General features: G+C 69.7%; 17 protein-coding genes. 8 read left to right on the top strand and 9 right to left on the bottom strand.

The window, feature by feature from the left end:
- Positions 1-127: 127 nt before the first annotated feature.
- From QFZ27_RS38160 to QFZ27_RS38140, 5 genes are all read left to right on the top strand, one after another.
- The gene (locus tag QFZ27_RS38160; protein ID WP_429232169.1) at positions 128-412 is read left to right on the top strand and encodes a carboxypeptidase-like regulatory domain-containing protein; all 285 of its coding nucleotides are present in this window, start codon (positions 128-130) and stop codon (positions 410-412) included.
- 31 nt (positions 413-443) lie between these two features.
- A complete protein-coding gene (locus tag QFZ27_RS38155) occupies positions 444-833 on the top strand; it encodes an ester cyclase (RefSeq protein ID WP_429232168.1) in 390 nt (129 codons plus the stop codon).
- Positions 834-1,062: 229 nt separating this feature from the next.
- Positions 1,063-2,010 carry a calcium-binding protein gene (locus QFZ27_RS38150; RefSeq protein WP_429232167.1) on the top strand — a complete coding sequence of 316 codons (948 nt, stop codon included), beginning with the start codon at positions 1,063-1,065 and terminating at the stop codon, positions 2,008-2,010.
- Positions 2,011-2,229: 219 nt separating this feature from the next.
- Entirely contained in the window at positions 2,230-3,408 is a 1,179-nt protein-coding gene (locus QFZ27_RS38145; protein WP_429232166.1) for an IS481 family transposase, read from the top strand.
- 446 nt (positions 3,409-3,854) lie between these two features.
- Complete coding sequence (locus QFZ27_RS38140) at positions 3,855-4,577, top strand: DUF899 family protein (protein WP_429232165.1); 723 nt, start codon at positions 3,855-3,857, stop codon at positions 4,575-4,577.
- Positions 4,578-4,616: 39 nt separating this feature from the next.
- Here the strand turns inward: QFZ27_RS38140 and QFZ27_RS38135 are convergent, their stop codons facing one another.
- Positions 4,617-5,183: a hypothetical protein gene (locus QFZ27_RS38135; protein ID WP_429232164.1), complete on the bottom strand. Its 567-nt coding sequence runs from the start codon at positions 5,181-5,183 to the stop codon at positions 4,617-4,619.
- Positions 5,184-5,562: 379 nt separating this feature from the next.
- Positions 5,563-6,228 (bottom strand): LuxR C-terminal-related transcriptional regulator, encoded by a 666-nt coding sequence (locus QFZ27_RS38130; RefSeq protein ID WP_429232163.1) that lies wholly within the window; start codon positions 6,226-6,228, stop codon positions 5,563-5,565.
- 279 nt (positions 6,229-6,507) lie between these two features.
- On the opposite strand from QFZ27_RS38130, the gene QFZ27_RS38125 reads away from it, so the two are divergent.
- Entirely contained in the window at positions 6,508-7,062 is a 555-nt protein-coding gene (locus tag QFZ27_RS38125; protein ID WP_429232162.1) for a hypothetical protein, read from the top strand.
- An 85-nt stretch (positions 7,063-7,147) separates the two neighbouring features.
- On the opposite strand, the gene QFZ27_RS38120 is transcribed toward QFZ27_RS38125, so the two are convergent.
- Entirely contained in the window at positions 7,148-8,494 is a 1,347-nt protein-coding gene (locus tag QFZ27_RS38120) for an IS4 family transposase (RefSeq protein WP_429224333.1), read from the bottom strand.
- 236 nt (positions 8,495-8,730) lie between these two features.
- On the opposite strand from QFZ27_RS38120, the gene QFZ27_RS38115 reads away from it, so the two are divergent.
- Positions 8,731-9,681, top strand: coding sequence for a YopT-type cysteine protease domain-containing protein (locus QFZ27_RS38115; RefSeq protein ID WP_429232161.1), 951 nt, complete (start codon positions 8,731-8,733; stop codon positions 9,679-9,681).
- A 19-nt stretch (positions 9,682-9,700) separates the two neighbouring features.
- On the opposite strand, the gene QFZ27_RS38110 is transcribed toward QFZ27_RS38115, so the two are convergent.
- The 6 genes from QFZ27_RS38110 to QFZ27_RS38085 all read right to left on the bottom strand — a co-directional run bounded on the left by QFZ27_RS38110 (position 9,701) and on the right by QFZ27_RS38085 (position 16,444).
- Positions 9,701-10,126, bottom strand: coding sequence for a cupredoxin domain-containing protein (locus QFZ27_RS38110; RefSeq protein ID WP_429232160.1), 426 nt, complete (start codon positions 10,124-10,126; stop codon positions 9,701-9,703).
- Positions 10,127-10,252: 126 nt separating this feature from the next.
- The gene (locus QFZ27_RS38105; RefSeq protein WP_429232159.1) at positions 10,253-11,899 is read right to left on the bottom strand and encodes an ABC transporter ATP-binding protein; all 1,647 of its coding nucleotides are present in this window, start codon (positions 11,897-11,899) and stop codon (positions 10,253-10,255) included.
- A gap of 1 nt (position 11,900) precedes the next feature.
- Positions 11,901-12,758, bottom strand: coding sequence for an ABC transporter permease (locus QFZ27_RS38100; protein WP_429232158.1), 858 nt, complete (start codon positions 12,756-12,758; stop codon positions 11,901-11,903).
- On the bottom strand, positions 12,755-13,711 hold the full coding sequence (locus QFZ27_RS38095; RefSeq protein ID WP_429232157.1) for an ABC transporter permease: 957 nt from the start codon (positions 13,709-13,711) through the stop codon (positions 12,755-12,757). Before QFZ27_RS38095 ends, QFZ27_RS38100 begins: the two co-directional genes overlap by 4 nt.
- A 250-nt stretch (positions 13,712-13,961) precedes the next feature.
- Entirely contained in the window at positions 13,962-15,575 is a 1,614-nt protein-coding gene (locus QFZ27_RS38090) for an ABC transporter substrate-binding protein (RefSeq protein WP_429232156.1), read from the bottom strand.
- A gap of 203 nt (positions 15,576-15,778) precedes the next feature.
- Entirely contained in the window at positions 15,779-16,444 is a 666-nt protein-coding gene (locus QFZ27_RS38085; RefSeq protein ID WP_429232155.1) for a haloacid dehalogenase type II, read from the bottom strand.
- Between the two features lie 205 nt (positions 16,445-16,649).
- On the opposite strand from QFZ27_RS38085, the gene argE reads away from it, so the two are divergent.
- A complete protein-coding gene (argE, locus tag QFZ27_RS38080; protein WP_429232154.1) occupies positions 16,650-17,798 on the top strand; it encodes an acetylornithine deacetylase in 1,149 nt (382 codons plus the stop codon).
- Positions 17,799-17,818 lie beyond the last annotated feature (20 nt).

Here is a 17,818-nt window from a genome sequence, read left to right as displayed (position 1 = left end):
CCCTTCAACCCTTGCGGCGGCCCAACCTTTGCGGCGGAATGTGGAGAATGCAAGGCGCTGCCGGCGGGCGGGCGCTGCCCCCCGGGGCAGACGCTGCCGGCGGCCCGGCGGAATGGAGGAGGGCGACATGGCGGATCTGACCGGCACGATCGCGGGCAGGGTGGTGGATGCCGCGACGGGCCAGGGAATCCCGAGATGCGACGTCACGGCCAGGGCGGGCATTGCCAGGGCGGCCGTGACCGACGGGCGCGGCGCCTATCGGATCCCGGGGCTGCCCGTGGGGTCCTACACGGTGGAGGCCGCGGCCCTCGGCTACGCGTCCCAAACCACGGCCGATGTGGCGGTGCAACTCGGCCGCTCCGTCCCCTGTGATTTCACGCTGCAACCGAAACCGCAGGACGGGGGTTCATGATCGGCCGGCCGCCCGCACAGGAGCCATCGCCATGACCGACCTCGCCGCCCGCTACCGCGCCTATATCGACTGCCTGAACCGGCAGGACTGGGCGCGGCTGGGCGATTTCGTCGACGACTCGGCCCGTCACAACGGCCGCCCCTTCGGCCTGGCCGGCTATCGCGCCATGCTGGAGCAGGATTTCCGCGACATCCCGGACCTGCGCTTCACCATCGGGCTGCTGGCCTGCGACCCGCCTCTGGTCGCCGCCCGGCTCGACTTCACCTGCTCGCCCAAGGGCCGGTTCCTCGGCCTCGAGGTGAACGGCCGCACGGTCTCGTTCAGCGAGAATGTGTTCTACGAGTTCCAGGGCGGCCGGATCGTCCAGGTCTGGTCGGTGCTCGACAAGACCGCGATCGAAGCGCAACTCCCGGCGGACTGAGCCACCCCCTCACCCGAAATCGCGATGCGATTTCGACCTCTCCCCAGGGAGAGGTGTTTTTCCCTCTCCTCGGGGAGAGGGAGGGGCCCGCCGCGTTGGCGGCGGGAGGGTGAGGGGGAGAGCGGCCGCTGGCCTGATCGCCCGTCGCCGGTTCCATAGGACGTCGTATCGCCTATACTGACCACCTTCCTATCATTGTATCGATGATGCCGACACCACGGAGGCAGGCATGGCGACGACGATCGAAGGCACCACCGGCAACGACCACATCATCGTCGAGGGCAATGACGAACTCTATTTCATCTACGCCTACACCGGCACGGATGTGATCGACATCCGCACGACCTCCGGCGCCCGGTCGGCGGCGATCTTTCTGGATGACGGCGGAGACACGATCCATGGCGGCTTCCACGACGACGTGATCTCGTTCCGCGGCGCCGCCAACCGCCTGTATGGCGGCGAGGGGAACGACACCTTCGCCCTGGGCTCCGTCGGCGCCGGCAACCTGATCGACGGCGGCGACGGAACCGACAGCTTCAGCGCCGCGTATGCCGGCGCCGACGGCGCCTTCATCACCCTGGCCGAGGGCCGGGCGGCGGTCCGGTCGGGGCCGTCCGGACTGACCTGGCAGTACGACCTGCGCGACATCGAGGACCTGACCGGCACCTCCGCCAACGACATCCTGGTCGGCGACGACGGGGCCAACACCCTCCAGGGCGGCTATGGGCACGACCTGCTCTCCGGCTGCGGCGGCGACGACACGCTGATGAGCTATGACGATCCCACGCCCTCCGGCAACGACGTCTTCGTCGGCGGGCTGGGGGCGGACGACATCACCACGGCCAACGGCGACGACGTCATCCGCATCGACCGGCTGGTGGAGAGCCTGCCGGGGCAGGAGGACCGGGTCACCGATTTCAGCAGCCGCGACATCCTCGACCTGTCGCGGATCGACGCCGACCAGACGGCGGCGGGCGACCAGGCCTTCACCCTGATCGGCGACGCCCCGTTCAGCCACACGGCCGGCGAGCTGCGTTATCAGCAGCTGGGCCGCGGGCTCCTGGTCTCCGCCGATGCCGATGGCGATGGCCGCTCCGACATGCAGGTGATCCTCGAGCCGACCTGGTACCAGGGCCAGGCCCTGACCCGGCTGACGGCCGACGACGTGCTGCTATAGGAGAGGAGCTACCGGATCACACATCGATCAGTGAGACCGACCGCAGATATGCGAACAGATTGCCTCTCCCGCTTGCGAGACCTTTTCAGAATCCAGCCGTTCGACTCGACCTGCGCCTTTAATCCTCCCCCTCCCCTTGCGGGTGTATGGACCGGGGAGATGGTGAACAGGTGTTCGGGGACATGGTGAACACTTACGGCATGAGGCGAAGGAGGCCGTATGCCGTTTCGGGAGTGTTCGCGCATGTCGCAACGGGAAGAGTTCTGCCGGCTGGCGCTGATGCCGGATGCGAACATATCGGAGCTGTGCCGTCGGTTCGGTGTCGGTCGGACAGCAGGGTACAAATGGCTGGAGCGCTATCGGGAGGAAGGAGCCGAGGGCTTGGCGGAGCGGTCGCGTCGGCCGCGAGGCAGTCCGGGGAAGACACCGGCGGAGCTGGAGGCGCGGGTGCTGGCGGAGCGTGCGGCGCATCCGGCCTGGGGCGGCCGGAAGATCCGCCGAGTGCTGGAGCGGGAGGGACTTGTGCCGCCGGCGGTCTCGACGATCACCGAGATTCTGCGGCGGCACGGGAAGCTGGACGGTCCGCGGGCGGGGGAGCGGCGCGACTGGGTGCGGTTCGAGCATGCGGCGCCGAACGACCTGTGGCAGATGGACTTCAAGGGCCACTTCGCGCTGGAGGCGGGGCGCTGCCATCCGCTGACGGTGCTGGACGACCACTCCCGCTATTCGCTGGAGATCGGCGCCTGCGGCAACGAGACGAGCGAGACCGTGCAGGAGCGACTGGTCCGGGTGTTCCGACGCTACGGCCTGCCCTGGCGGATGCTGATGGACAATGGCCCGCCCTGGGGCACGGGCGGGTCGGCGCAGTACACGGTGCTGACCGTCTGGCTGCTCGACCTGGGCGTCGCGGTGAGCCACGGCCGGCCCTACCATCCCCAAACCCAAGGCAAGGACGAGCGCTTCCACCGCACGCTCAAGTCCGAGGTGCTCGACGGCTACCGGTTCCGGAACCTCACCCAGGCCCAGGCCGCCTTCGATGCCTGGCGCGAGGTCTACAACACCCACCGGCCGCACCAGGCGATCGAGCTCGAGACGCCTTCCAAGCGCTACCAAGTGAGCCCGCGCACAATGCCCGAGGCCATCACCCCGCCCGACTACGAGCCCGAAGCCCAGATCCGCAAGGTGCAGGACACCGGCTGGATCAGCTTCAAAGGGCAGAAGATCAACTGCTCGAAGGCCTTCGCCGGCCGCCACGTCGCACTGCGCGCCACCGACACCGACGGCCTCTTCGATCTGTGCTATCGCAGCCATGTTCTGGCGCAGGTCGACCTGCGCCAGAACATGGCCCAACCTGTTCACCATGTCCCCGAACAGGTGTCCACCATCTCCCCGGTCTAAACAGCGGGAGGGGGCAGGGGGAGGGGTCTGCGCGCGCGTCCGCGCGCGAAGGGGCAGTGGACAGAACTCGCCATTGGCGCCGTTTTGCGACCATCCAGGTCGGATCGAGCCGAGAGAAAACCCCTCCCCCTACCCCCTCCCGCAAGGGGAGGGGGAGGATAAAAAGTCCATACCGGAAGGGCGGAGTCATTCTGAAAAGGTCCCGCAAGCGGGAAAGGCAACGCGAACGACACCCGGAGATGAGTGAAGGCGGTTGCCTCTGGGAGAGGGAGGGGGGTGAGGGGGAGAGCCGGCCGCCGCCTGATCGCCCGTCGCGGGTTCGACAGGACGACGAACCACTCCCCTGAAACCGGCGTGTTTGCAGAACCGTTACATGCAGGCACGCAACGCTTTCAGCGGAGGAGGCTATGGCTCGACAGGAAGGTCCCGCGGTCCCCGCTCCGTCCATGCGCGAACCGATCGGCGACTTCGATGTGGTTTCGCAAGAGGAATGGAACGCCGCCCGCGAGGCGCTGCTCGCGGAGGAAAAGGCCCTGATGAAGGCCAAGGATCGTCTGGCCGCCAAGCGCAGGCTCCTGCCGGTGACCGAAGTCGACCGCGATTACAGATTCGGAAGTGCGAATGGCGACAGGGACCTGCTGGGGCTGTTCGAGGGACGACGACAGCTTGTCGTCTATCGCTTCTTCTATGCGCCCGATGTCGAAAATTGGCCGGATGGGCCGTGCAGCGGTTGCGCGCTGTTCGCCGACACCGTCGTGCATCCGGCCCATCTGGCAGCACGCGACACGACCCTCGCCTTCGTCACCGCCGCCCCTGTCGACCGGATCGAGAGCCTGCGCAAACGGATGGGCTGGAGCCATATCCCGTTCTACTCGCTGCCCGACGACCGGTTCTCCCGGGATTTCGGTGTCGAAGACCTGTTCGGCATCAACGTCTTCATCCGGCGCGGCGACCGTGTTTTCCGCACCTACTTCCTGAACGGGCGCGGCATCGAGGACATCGGCCCCGTCTGGTCGTTTCTCGACATGACGCCGCTGGGTCGGCAGGAGAGCTGGCAGGCGGTGCCGCCCGGGCGGCCTCAGGGCGATCCCTACAAATGGTGGCGGCTGCACGACAATTACGGCCCGGTCGCTGCCCCCGACCCTCCGCGACCGAAGGGAGACGCATGAGGACCCTCCGAGCCGGCCTTGGCCGGGCCGCAGCCCGCCTCACGCCGCCGCCTGGCCGATCTCCGGGCGGCGGACGATCCGGCTCATGGCCCGGCTCCAGGCATCCGCCGGCTGCGGCGGCCGCGGCGGGGTGAAGGAGCGATAGCTGCGGAACGCCAGGCGGTCATCCAGCCGCCGGGCCGGGGGCGGCTCGCGGCACATCACCCAGCTGGTCAGCTCGACCGCGCCGTGCTGGCGCAGGCTGTCGCCGCGGACCAGCAGCACCCAGCGGCCGGACTCGTCGAAATAGCCGTGGTCGATGGCGTCGATCTCCACCTCGGGCGCGCCCGGCTGGCGCAGCGCCGCGGTCGAGGAATGCTTGAACGGCGCCGGCGACATCGGGTCGAAGCCGGCCAGGGTGAAATTGGTCCGCACGGCGAAGGTCCCGGCGGTCTCCGCCGCGCCGGCGGGCAGGGTGCCGCGCACCAGCACCAGCGCGTTGAACGGCTCAGGCCCCGGGACGGCGCTGCGCAGCACCGGCTGCAGCTCGACCTCCGGCCCATGGTCGTCGACATCGGCCGGCGGGGCGGCGAAGCGGATCGGATCTCTGGCGTCGAGCATCTGCATGATGGCGTCCCGGAAGCCGTTGCGAGGAAGCCCTTCCGATCACAGCCAACCACGCCCCGCCCGCCCGGGTCGTCCTACGTTCGTAGGATGCCGGGCGAAAAATTTTGCGAGCGCGGGGTGCCATCGCAACCGCCCTCTTGAGCCCCCTACGGCATTCACACCTCGCTGACGCGAGCTCTTATCAGTCCCCCCTCCCCTTGCGGGAGGGGGGCAGGGGGAGGGGGCCGCGCGCGTCCGCGCGCGAATGGGCAGGGCACTGAACTCGCCGTCACCGCCGGTTTGCGACAGTCTGGATTGGTTCGAGCCGAGAGAACCCCCTCCCCCTAGCCCCCTCCCGCAGGGGGAGGGGGGACTAAGAATCAGGTTGCCTGTCCGTCGCCTACCCCCGGTCCCGCCCCAGCAGCACGGCCACCGCCTGCGCCCGGTTGGCGGCGCCCAGCTTCTCGTACAGGTTGCGCAGGTGGAACTTGACCGTGTTCGGCGACAGGCCGAAGCAGCGGGCCAGCCCTTCGTTGCTCAAGCCCTCGGCCAGCCGCTCCAGCAGCTCGCGCTCGCGCCCGGTAAGGCAGGCCAGCGGGTCGGCGGCCGCCGCCCGGCCGAGGTCGAGGAAGGGGAACATCATCCGGCCGCGCGCCACCTCGGCCACCACGTCCAGCAGGCGCTCCGGCGGCTCGGATTTCGACAGGAAGCCGGCGGCGCCCAGCTGCATCGCGGTGCGCGCCACGCCCAGGTCGGCGCCGGTGTAGACGACGATGCGCGGAGTCTTGTCCCGCAGCGCCTCCAGCACGGCGCGGCCGTCGCCATTGGCCATCACCCAGCCGATGATGCCGACATCGAACTCGAACCGCGCCACGGCGTCGAGGAAGCGCTCGCCGTCGCTGGCCGAGACCACCAGCTCGAACCGCCGGTCCTCGCCGAACAGCGACTGCAGCCCGCGCAGCACCAGCGGGTTCTTGTCGGCGAAGCCGATGCGGATCGGGTTCGCCTCCGCCCCGCCCAGGGCGGGGGTCAGGTCGGTCAGGGGTGGGGACAGGGTCCTGGTCATCCGGTGCCGCGGCAAGGTTTCCGCCGGATGCTATCCCGTCCGGGCCCCCGCTGTCCGTCGTCCTTGCGACCAAGATGCCGGGGCAAAGCGGCGCGGCTGCAGTGTGAACGCGATGTTCATTGCGCGCGGCCGCGATCTTCGTTCATGCTATGTTCTATGGATGAGGCGAAATCCGAACCGATCCGGCCGACCGACCCCGACATGCATTGGACGCGCTGGGCGCTGGGCTCCCTGGGCGAGCTGGTCGAGATCGGCCTCCGCTCGGCGCGGATGACGGCGATGGAGCAGATGGCGACGCCGATCACGCAGACGAAACCGGATTTCGGGCTGGCGCAGGTGCGCCTGGCCCGGTCGGTGCGGCTGTCGATCGCGATGAGCCAGCGGGTCCGCGAAAGCTATCAGGATCGCAAGGCCGGGAAAGCGGTGCCGCAGCGCCCGCCGGCGGAGGAGGCGTCCGACGTTGCGCCGGCCGAGGCCGCGCCAGCCGAGGCTGCGCCGGCCGAAGCCGCGCCGCGGGACGGCGAGCCCCGCCGGACGGAGCCGCGCGAATCCCTGGCCGAGAGCGAGTGCCTGGAGAACGAGCTCGAACCGTTCGAGGAGGCGGAGGAGCGGCGCGACCTGGACCCGGCCCTGTTGCCGCGGGACCGGACCGGCGCCGCCGCCGAAACCCCCGACCGCCCGCCCGCCGATGCCTTGCCCCCCGATCCCGTGCCCGGCGCCCGTGCCGAAGCCGTTTCCGTGGCCGCTCGGCCCAAGCGCGGCTGGCCTCCTCCGTCGGATGAATCCGGCACCGGCCGCCCCATGCCGAAACCGTGGCAGCCGGACAGCAGTTGAGGGCCGATGTAGCGCGACCGCGTAACAACCCGTCACCACTCCGCCCAGCCATCCACTCTCCCCCTCCCCTCGCGGGCTACGGGATTCACGGAAGTTTTGCCTGTGTTGCGAGGGCATAGCCATGGAGCATAGGGGCGAGCCGTTTCCATCCATTGTGCATGGTTTTGGGACCCGGTGGCTTGCCGTAGCAGTTCCATCCGCCGAGGCGAGCGGTGACCCAGGAGAGGAAGGCGAGGCTGGTGGGGGCATGGGGGTTCTTCTGGCGCGGGGTGTTGCCTTCGAGGGATCGAGAGATGGCGGCAAGTGGAGCGAGGAGGTCGGGATCGACCACGTCGGTGGCCGGCCTGGGGCTGCCGTCGCGGGCATCGACGAGTTGCAGGGTGCGGACTGCGGCGGCCAAGCCCATGGCGGCGAGGATGAACAGCCGCTCGGCATCGGCGAGTTGAGTGTCTTCGAGGCCCAGGCCATCGCTCTTGAGGGCACGAAAGACCTGCTCGATGCGCCAGCGCAGGCGATAGAGATCGATGATCTCGGTGGCGGCGTCGGCGCCGTCGGCGGGATGGGTGGTGAGCAGGCGCCAGGCGATGGCCTGCTTCGGGTCGGGCGGATCGATCTCGATGGCCTGGACCAGCGTCAGGGTTACGGTGCGCACCGCGCCCGGTTCGGCCTTGCGGCTCTTCGGACGGGCGATCTGCACGCTGCCCGCCTTGATCGCGAGGGTCGCTTCACGGCTGCGCTCGCCCGGTCGGCTCGGCGGCACCAGGATGCGGCGGCGCGTCAGCTCCGGGGCATCGTCCAGGGCGGCGAACAGCCGGCCGCCGCCGGCCAGGCTGCGGTTCTGCGCCGACCGGAGGATCAGGTCGAGATTGTCCGGGCGCTCGGTGAACAGCTCCCAGATGTCGCTCTCGCGGTCGGCGATCATCGTCACCGCCGCCGCCTCGGCCAGCACCCGGGCCGCGGTGGTGCAGCCGTCGTGCCAGCGCATCGATTCCTTTTCCGCCAGGGCCCGGCCACGCCGCTCGCCCACCGGCACCGAGCCTCGCGTCCAGATCTGGGCCCCGACCAGGCCGATCACCGCCTCTTCCTCCACATCCACCGCAATCACCGGATGCAGGAAGAAGCCGGGGTCCTTCCCGTTGCCCCCAGGACCCAGCCCGCGCCGCTTGGCCGCCCGACCCTTGAAGTTGACCTCGCTCGTATCCTGGATCGCCACCACCCGGCGCCCCACACACTGCTGGGCTGTCCGCGACGCCAGCGTCTCCACGATCCCTTCCACCGAGCTGTACGGCGACGACAAAAACCGGTGCACCGCCATCTCTCCGGCCCGCGTCCCGCCAAGCTCGCGCACCACCAGCGATCCCGTCGCCACGATCTGCTCGATCAACCACTCGGCTCGCGCTGCCACCCGGATGTCGCCCAGCCCAAACGTCACGGCAAAGTCTCCTCTCGGCTTGACTTCGCCTTGAATCACACCTCCCTCCACACGCAAATCACTTTCGTGCATCCCGTAGACCGCAAGGGGAGGGGGCAGCGGGAGGGGCTGCGCGCGTCTGCGCGCGGCGTGCTCATTCCAAGACCGCCGAGTGTTACGACCGTCGTCAAGATCCCCGCGACGGCTTTCCGGGCGCGTGGGAGAAACGGGCGGGGGCATGTCGTGAAAGTGACGCTATGAAATCCGGCCCATCCGACAACCGCGCCGTGGTGATCGACTATCTGGTCGCGCTGGGCGTGCTGCAATCGCTGCCCCCGCCGGCGAATGACGAGCTTTCGCGTCTCGGGAGCGCGGCGGAGCCGGTTCCCGGCGGCAGCGAGTCGGCGCCGCGGCACGTCTTCGCCGGCCTGCGCGACCACGGCCGCAAGGTCGGGAAGTTCAAGCAGCGGCGATCGACGGGCAAGCTGACCGTGGAGGCCTTCGACCGGGAGGGATTCGGCATCACCCAGCAGGCGCTCGACCGGCAGAACCGCATCGGCTACTGCGTCGGGATCTCGATGAAATGGGCCGCGCTGCAATTCGCGGCGCCGGGCCTGGATGCCGGGCAGGCCGCCGCCGAGGTCGAGCAGCGCGAAGGCGACATCCACGAGCGGAACGCCCAGTTCGTGTTCGACGGCGCTCTCGGCAAGCTCAAGGGGCTGCGCTCCGCCGATTATGACGATCCGCTGCAGGCGATGCTGGCGGAATTCGGGGCCGAACGTCTGCCGGGCGACAGGCTCGCGGGGATCCTGCATCCGCCGGGCGATGCCGACCCCATTCCGGCGGCCACGGCCCTGGCGCAGGCGTGCCAGGATGACGACCTGCTGCCGCCGGGCGGAACCGTCATCGCCTTCCTCGCGGTGACGCGGCCGGGTGAGACGGAGCGGCCGGGGCACGTCGTCTCGCTGCGTCGCGACGGGGACGGGACGCTGCGCTTCTTCGACCCGAATGCCGGCGAATATGCGGTCGACCGGCCCGGCCCCTTCTTCGCGGCCTGGATCCGATCCTACCGGGAGGGCCGGGGTGCCGAGCTGGAATTCGACACCAGCCGGATCATCGACGGCTTCTACCGCATCGGGCCGCTCACTCCGCCGCCGGACGACCCCGATTGGGAGTCGGACAGCAGCGAGAGCGACGAGGAGACCTAGCGGCTACTTCACCACGCCCCTACTTGACCACGAACGTCCCGCGCATGCCTTCGGCCTCGGTGCCGGGGGCGTGGAAGGTGAAGGTGCCGGGGCGGATCGGCACGAAGGAGATGGTGGCGGAGCCCTCGTCGTCGAACTCGATCGAATCCAGCCCCAGCGGCCGCACCTCGATCTTGTTGATCACCACCTCGTTGATCCAGATGTTGCGGAAGAACTCCGGCGCGGCGATCGCCAGTTCGGCGGTGCCGTCGGCCTCGATCGTCCAGCGATAGTATTTGCCGGCCTCCAATTCGTAGGGCTTCTCCGGGAAGGCCAGGCCGGAGGACAGCTTCAGCGGCGCCAGATTGGTGGCGCGGGTGGTCAGTCCGGACTGGGCAGAAGCGGGTGCGGCGATGCCAAGCGCCAGCAGCAGGGCGGCCGCCGCCGCGATCGTCGGTGCACGCATCTTCAGGCTCCCTCCCATTGCGGCGGCCATCCTGGGGGACCCGCCCGTTCGGGTGAGTATGGCGGGTCCCGCCGCACTAGGTCCGTTGTCCTTTGGTCCAAGCCGGCGGACCAGGGTGTCCCGCGATCAGGCAGCCGATACGGCGCGCGCCCCGACGTCGTCGAGCCACCCCGTCCGCAGCTCGGGCACCGAGGCCAGCAGCAGCTTGGTATAGGCGGCCTGCGGCGCGCGCAGCACCTGCTCGGTCGGGCCGGCCTCGACGGTGCGGCCGTGGCGCAGCACCAGCACCTCGTGGCTGATCGAGCGGACCACGCCGAGGTCGTGGCTGATGAACATCAGGGCGACGCCGAGCTCGCGCTGCAGCTCGGTCAGCAGGTCCAGCACCGCCTCGCCGACCACGGTGTCGAGGGCGGAGGTGACCTCGTCGCACAGGATCAGCTCGGGGTCGGCGGCCAGCGCCCGGGCCAGGTTGACGCGCTGCTTCTGCCCGCCCGACAGCTCGCCCGGCAGCCGGTCGGCCACCGCCGCGGGCAGGCGCACCAGGTCGAGCAGGCGGTGCAGCCGCTGCCGGCGCTGGCGGTCGCCCTGGCCGTGGTAGAAGGCCAGCGGCCGGGCGATGATCTGCGCCACGGTGCGGGCCGGGTTCAGCGCCGTGTCGGCGTTCTGGAACACGATCTGGATGCGGCGCAGCTGGTCGCGGCTGCGGCCCTGCAGCGTCGCCGGCAGCGCCTGGGCGTCCAGCAGGATGCGGCCGCGCGCCGCCGGCAGCAGCCCGGCGATCACCCGGGCCAGCGTGCTCTTGCCGCTGCCGGATTCGCCGATCACGCCGAGGGTGCGGCCGCGCCGGATCGACAGGTCGATGTCCTGCAGCGCCGTGACCGGCGGCAAAGCACCCGGCCTGGCCGAGCCGAAGCCGGCGAGCAGCCCTTCGACCCGCAGCAGCGGGGCCGCCTCGGCCGGCGCCGCCTCGTCGCCGAGGGTCCGCCGCGCCGGGGTGGCGGCGGCGATCAGCTGGCGGGTGTAGCCATCCTCCGGCGCGGTCACCAGGCGCTCGGTCGGGCCGGTCTCCTGCAGCCGGCCGTGGCGCAGCACCGCGATCCGGTCGGCGATCTGGGCGACCACGGCGAGGTCGTGCGACACGTAGATGCCCGTGGTCTTGCGGGTCCGCACCACCGCCTTGAAGGCGCGCAGCACCTCGATCTGGGTGGTCACGTCCAGCGCCGTGGTCGGCTCGTCGAAGATCACCAGCTCCGGGTCGTTGATCAGTGCCATGGCGGCCATCAGGCGCTGCAGCTGGCCGCCCGAGACCTGGTGCGGATAGCGGTCGCCGATATGGTCGGCGTCGGGCAGGGCCAGCTCGCGGAACAGCTGCCGTGCCTTCTGCCGCGCGGCCTCGGCGGTCATGGTGCCGTGGATCAGCGCGCTCTCGATCACCTGCGCCATGATGCTGCGCGACGGGTTGAACGCGGCTGCCGCGCTCTGCGCGATATAGGCGATCTGCCGGCCGCGCAGCCCGCGCAGGGTCTTGCGGTCGAGCGCCAGGATCTCGCGCCCGAAAACATTGACCGAGCCTCCGGTGATGCGGCAGCCGCCGCGGCAATAGCCCATCGTCGCCAGGGCGATCGTGGTCTTGCCGGAGCCGGATTCGCCGATCAGCGCCAGCACCTCGCCCTGGCGGATGGTGAAGCCGACATCGTCGACGATCACGGCCTCGCCGCCCTCCTCGGTGCGGGCGGTCACGCGCAGCCCGGAGACCTGGACGGTCGCGCTCATCTCAATGCCCCTCGCGGCGACGGCCGGGCAGGCTGTCGATCAGCAGGTTGACGCCGATGGTCAGCACCGCGATGGCGATGGCCGGCATGATCACGGCCGGTGCGCCCTCGCTCAGCCCCGAGATGTTCTCGCGCACCAGCGACCCCCAATCGGCGTTCGGCGGCTGCACGCCGAGGCCGAGGAAGCTCAGGCTGCTCAGCAGCAGCACGACGAAGACGAAGCGCAGCCCGAAATCCGCCAGGATCGGCCCGACCATGTTCGGCAGCACCTCCTGCATCATGATGTATCCGGTGCGCTCGCCGCGGGCGCGGGCGGCCAGGACGAAATCCTCTGCCGCGATGTTGACGCCGAGCGCCCGGGTGATGCGGAAGCAGCCCGGCAGGTAGATGAAGGCCAGGGTCAGCACCAGGATCGGGGTGGAGGAGCCGAGGCCCGCCACCAGCACCAGCGCCAGCATCTTGCTCGGGATCGAGGTCAGGGCGTCGAGCGTCCGGCTCAGGATCGCGTCGGGCCAGCCGCCGACCGCGGCGGCGAACAGGCCCAGGCAGACGCCGGCGGCGCAGGCCAGCAGGGTGGCAAGGCCGGCGATGCCGACGGTGTAGCGGGCGCCGAGCAGGACCCGGCTCAGCATGTCGCGGCCGAGATAGTCGGTGCCCAGCGGGAAGGCGGCGCCGATCGGCTTGAACACCTCGGTGTCGATCACCGCCCCGGCATCATAGGGGGCGAAGGCCCAGCCGAAGGCCGCGACGGCGATCGCAGCCAGCACGATCGCGGCGCCGATCACTCCGGCTGGGGACAGGCGCAGACGGCGCGGCTTGCGCCGGGGCAGCTCTCCATCCTCGAGGACTGGCTGGGTCATCGGTGGCGCAGCTTCGGGTTGGACAGGATCGCGGCGATGTCGGCGGCGGTGACCAGCAGCAGATAGACCGCCCAGAACACCATGGCGCAGGACTGCACCACCGGCATGTCGCGCATGGCGACGCTGTCGACCATCAGCTTGGCGATGCCCGGATAGTTGAAGATGGTCTCGACGATGATCACGCCGCCCAGCAGGTAGGACAGGCTCAGCGCCACCGCGTTGGCGATGGCGCCGACCGCATTCGGCAGCGCGTGGCGCAGCACGATCCGTGCCGGGCTGGCGCCCTTCAGCGCCGCCATCTCGACATAGGGCGACCGCAGCGTCTCGATCACCGCGGCCCGGGTCATGCGCGCCATCTGCGCCACCACCACGAAGCTCAGGCTCAGCACCGGCATGGCCATGGCGCGCAGGAACTGCAGCGACGTGGCGTGGGCCGGGACGAAGGACAGCGCCGGCAGCCAGTGCAGATGCACCGCGAAGATGAGCACGGCGACGGTGGCCACCAGGAACTCCGGCACCGCCACGACCGAGATGGTGGCGGTGGCCACCACCCGGTCGTAGAGCGAGCCGCGCCAGACGGCGGAGGTGATGCCGATCGCCAACGCCAGCGGCACCGCCACGGCGGCGACGATGGCGGCCAGCAGCAGCGAGCTGGCGAGGCGGGTGCCGATCAGCGGGCCGATCGGCTGGCGGCTGACCAGCGACACGCCCGGGTCGCCGGTCAGCATCCCGCCGAGCCAGGCGAGGAAGCGCTGCGCCGCCGGCTGGTCCAGGCCCAGCGCGGTGCGCAGGCCGGCCACCGCCTCCGGCGTCGCGCTCTGGCCCAGGATCGCCTGCGCCACGTCGCCCGGCAGCAGCTGGGTGGCGGCGAACACCACCACGGCGACGAAGACCAGGGTCAATGCCGCGACGACCAGCCGCCCCCCGACCAGCTTCGCGATCTGGGCGTTCATCGCCTGGTCCCCGGAATCGGGAGCGACTGATCCTTTTTGTCCCCCCTCCCCTTGCGGGAGGGGGATAGGGGGAGGGGGTTCTCTCGGCTCAAGCTGGCCCAGACTGTCGCAAACCGGCACGGACGGTGAGTTTGGTGCCCTGCCCATTCGCGCGCGGACGCGCGCAGACCCCTCCCCCTGCCCCCCTCCCGCAAGGGGAGGGGGGACTCGTTGAGGTTCCACCTCGGGGATCGGCCCATCATCATCCGGGCTAGCCGTCCAGCCAGACATACTCGCCGAAGCCGTAGCCCATCAGGGCGCCGGTCGGCATCGGCTTCAGGCCTTTCAGATTGCTGGCATAGGCGTCGAGGTTGCTGATGAAGGTCGGGATGGCGACGCCGGACCCGTCGCGCACCATCACCTGCAGGTCGTGATACATCTGCCGGCGCTTGTCCTCATCGGTCTCGGCCCGGGCGGCGACCAGCAACTGGTCGAACTGGCCGTCCTTCCAGCCGGATTCGTTCCAGGGCGCGTCCGACTTGTAGAACAGCGTCAGCAGCAGGTCGGCGGTCGGCCGCGGGTTGATGTTGCCGAAGCCGACCGGCGACTTCATCCAGTAGTTCGACCAGAAGCCGTCCGACGGCACCCGCTGCACGTCCAGCGTCAGCCCGATCTTCTGCGCCTCCTGCTGCAGCAGCACCGCCATCTCCACCGAATTGTCGGCGGCGGGCGAGGCGACGACCGGGACCGTCGTGCCCAGCACCCCGGCCTTCTGGAAGTGGAACTTGGCCTGGTCCGGGTCGAAGGGCCGCTGCGGGATGTCCTTGGCGTAGAATCGGTTCGAGGACGGGATCGGGTGGTCGTTGGCGATCTCGGCATAGCCGCGATAGATCGCCGACTTGATCTGCTCGCGGTTGATCAGGCTCTTCATGCCCAGGACGAAGTCCGGGCTGCTGCCCGGCGCCGCGTCCAGGCGCATGATCAGGTTGGTGTAGTTGCCGGCGCTGGTGTTCAGGACGCCGAAGGCGCCGGTGTCCTGCAGTTGCTTGACCGAGCGCGGATTGATGGTCGAGGCCAGCTGCACGTCGCCCGAGAGCAGCGCATTGACCCGGGCGCTCTCATCGGCCAGGCCGAAGAACTCGATCTGGTCGAGCCAGGGGCCGTCGCGCCAGTAGCCGTCGTTGCGCACCGCGACCGAGCGCACGCCGGGCGTGAACTCCTGGCACTTGAACGGGCCGGTGCCGACCGCGGTGGAGAAGTCCGTGGTGCCGTCCTTGACGATGTGGAAATGGGCGGTGCCCAGGATCACCGGGAAATCGGCGTTCGGACCCGACAGCCTGATGCGGACCTCGTTCGGCCCGGTCGCGCTGATCTCCTCCATCGCCGATGCCAGAGCCTTGGCCTTGCTGCCGACCTCGGGGTCGAGATGGCGCTTCAGCGAATAGACCACGTCCTCAGCCGTGAGGGCCTTGCCGTCGTGGAAGGTGACGCCCTTGCGCAGCTTGAAGGTCCAGACCGTGGCCTTGTCGTTGTCGATCGCCTCCGCCAGCTCCGGCTGCGGCTCGCCGGCTTCGTCGATCCGGGTCAGCTTGTTGTAGAACAGGTTGCAGCGGACATAGTCGGTCGCCGCCGTCTGCTTGGCCGGGTCGAGCGTGTCGGCGGTCGAGCTGGTGTAGCCGGCGACGCGGATGCTGCCGCCGCGCTTCGGCGTGTCGGCCAGCGCCCGGCCGGCCTGAGCGAACACCGATCCGCCCGCGGCCAGGCCCATGCCGGCCATCCCCAGCATGCCCAGCACGTCGCGTCGCGTGGCGCCGCCGCGCAGCGCGTCGACGACCCGCCGGCGCTCGGCGGGGCGCATCGCTTCGAAATCGCTGATCTTCGTCATGCCGCCGTCCCTCTGTTGTGCGGGATCACCGATCCCGAGCTCCCCTGGTTGTTCTGATGCCGGGGCATCCCGGACGCGCGGTGTTCCGCGTCGCCCCTCGCAGCCGCTGGTGCCGCGATGCCCAGGTTCCCGTCCGGTATGATGGCGACAGTCGTAGGATTGTCAACAATCTTAATGAAGACGATGCCCCCTTCTGGATCTGCTTACAGCCCGAGCAGGCCGGGCAGGCCGCGGATGTCCTTGATCTCGTGACAGCCGTAATAGGGGTTGGGCGGCTCGTGCCCGCGGTTCACGAACACCTTGTTGGTGATGCGCAGGTCGTGCGCGGTCATCAGGTCGTAGCGGAAGCTGGACGAGCAATGCAGCACGTCCTCCGGCCCGCAGCCGAGCTGGTCGAACATGTATTCAAAGGCCCGCATCCGCGGCTTGTAGGCCTGGGCCTCCTGCGCCGTGTAGGCGGCATGGAACGGCGCGCCGAGCCTGGCCACGTTGTGCGGGATCAGGTCGGTCATGGAGTTCGACAGGATCACCAGCGGGATGCGCGTGGCGACCTTGGCCAGCGCCTCCGGCACGTCAGGGTGCGGTCCCCAGCCCGGGATGGCGTCGTAGATCGCCTGGGCATCCGCCTCCCGGAACGGCACCTGCCACAGCTTGCAGCTGCGCTCCAGCGCGTTGCGCACGACCTCGAAATAGGGCTTCCAGGCGCCCAGCACCTCGTCCAGGCGATAGGCCGAGAAATCGGCGCAGAAGGCATCCAGCCGCGATGCGTCGACCCGGTCGGCATAGATCCGGCGGGCCGCCGGCGCCATCTCGAAATAGATCAGGGTGCCGTAGCAGTCGAAGGTGACGTATTTCGGTCTCAGAGCCATGTCCGGTCGCTTTCATGGGTTGCGCGATCGGGCCATCCTAGAAGGGGTAGGCCGCACGGCCAGCCCCCTGCATGGCGCATTGCCGGGGCGATCATGCCGTTTGCGGCCGGCCTGCTGGCACGACATGCCGATCCGCCTCCCTCCTTCGACGCGACCGCTTCGACGCGGCGGGGCAGGATGGCAACGCAACGGCAGGAGGTACGGGATGAAACCGGTCGAGGAGATTCTGGCGGATCTGGTGGCGATCCCGTCCGTCTGCCGCACCCCGAACGGCGCGATCGTCGACCATGTCCGCGCATATCTTGCGGCGCATGGCGTGACGGCCATGGTGCTGCCGGGGCCGGAGGGCGACCGGGCCAACCTGTTCGCCACCATCGGCCCGGCGGAGGTGCCGGGCATCATCCTGTCGGCCCATCTCGACGTGGTGCCGGCGGCGCCGGAGGGCTGGACCGGACACCCCTTCGCCCTGCGCCGTGACGGCGACCGGCTGTTCGGCCGCGGCGCGGTCGACATGAAGGGCTTCGTCGCCTGCGTGCTGGCCGCCGTGCCGGCCCTGGTCGCGGCCCGGCTGAAGCGGCCGGTGCACATCGCCCTGTCCTATGATGAGGAGGTCGGCTGCGTCGGCGTGCGCCATCTGATCGACCGGCTGCCGCAGCTGTGCGCTTCGCCATCCGGCTGCATCGTCGGCGAACCGACCGGGCTTCGGCCCGTGCTGCGGCACAAGGGCAAGATCGCCCAGCGGGTCCGCGTGCGCGGCCGCGCCGGCCATTCCTCGCGCCCCGATCTGGCCGACAACGCAATCCACCTGGCGGCGGAACTGATGCTGAAGCTGCAGGACGAGGCCCGGCGGATCGAGGTGGAGGGCCCGTTCGACGACCGCTTCGCGCCGCCGGTCTCGACCCTGCAGGTCGGACTCGTCTCCGGCGGCACCGGGGTCAACGTCGTGCCGGCCGAATGCGTTTTCGACCTCGAGGCCCGCGCCATCCCGGGCACCGACCCGGCCGGGCTGTGGCGGCCGATCGCGCGCTTCGCCGCAGGCCGGGTGGCGGCACTGCGGGCCGAGGGGCGATCGGTCGCGGTCGACAGCGAGACCCTGGCCCTCTACCCGGCGCTCGACCTCGCCGACGACCATCCGCTGGCGGCGCTGGCCGAGGCGATCTCGGGGCAGCCCCGGCAGGCCGCGGTCAGCTTCGGCACCGAGGCCGGCCTGTACCAGCAGGCCGGCGTGCCCGCGATCGTCTGCGGCCCGGGCGACATCGACCGGGCGCACAAGCCGGACGAGTTCATCACCCGGGCCGAGCTGGCCTCGGGCGTCGCCATGCTGGGACGACTGCTGCCTCATCTTTCGTTATGATTGTTGACAATCCTACGAGT

It is taken from the genome of Inquilinus ginsengisoli, assembly GCF_050434925.1.
GTDB lineage: Bacteria > Pseudomonadota > Alphaproteobacteria > DSM-16000 > Inquilinaceae > Inquilinus > Inquilinus ginsengisoli_B.
Note: the sequence above shows the minus strand (reverse complement) of the source record. Positions and strands in the feature narration are given on the sequence as shown.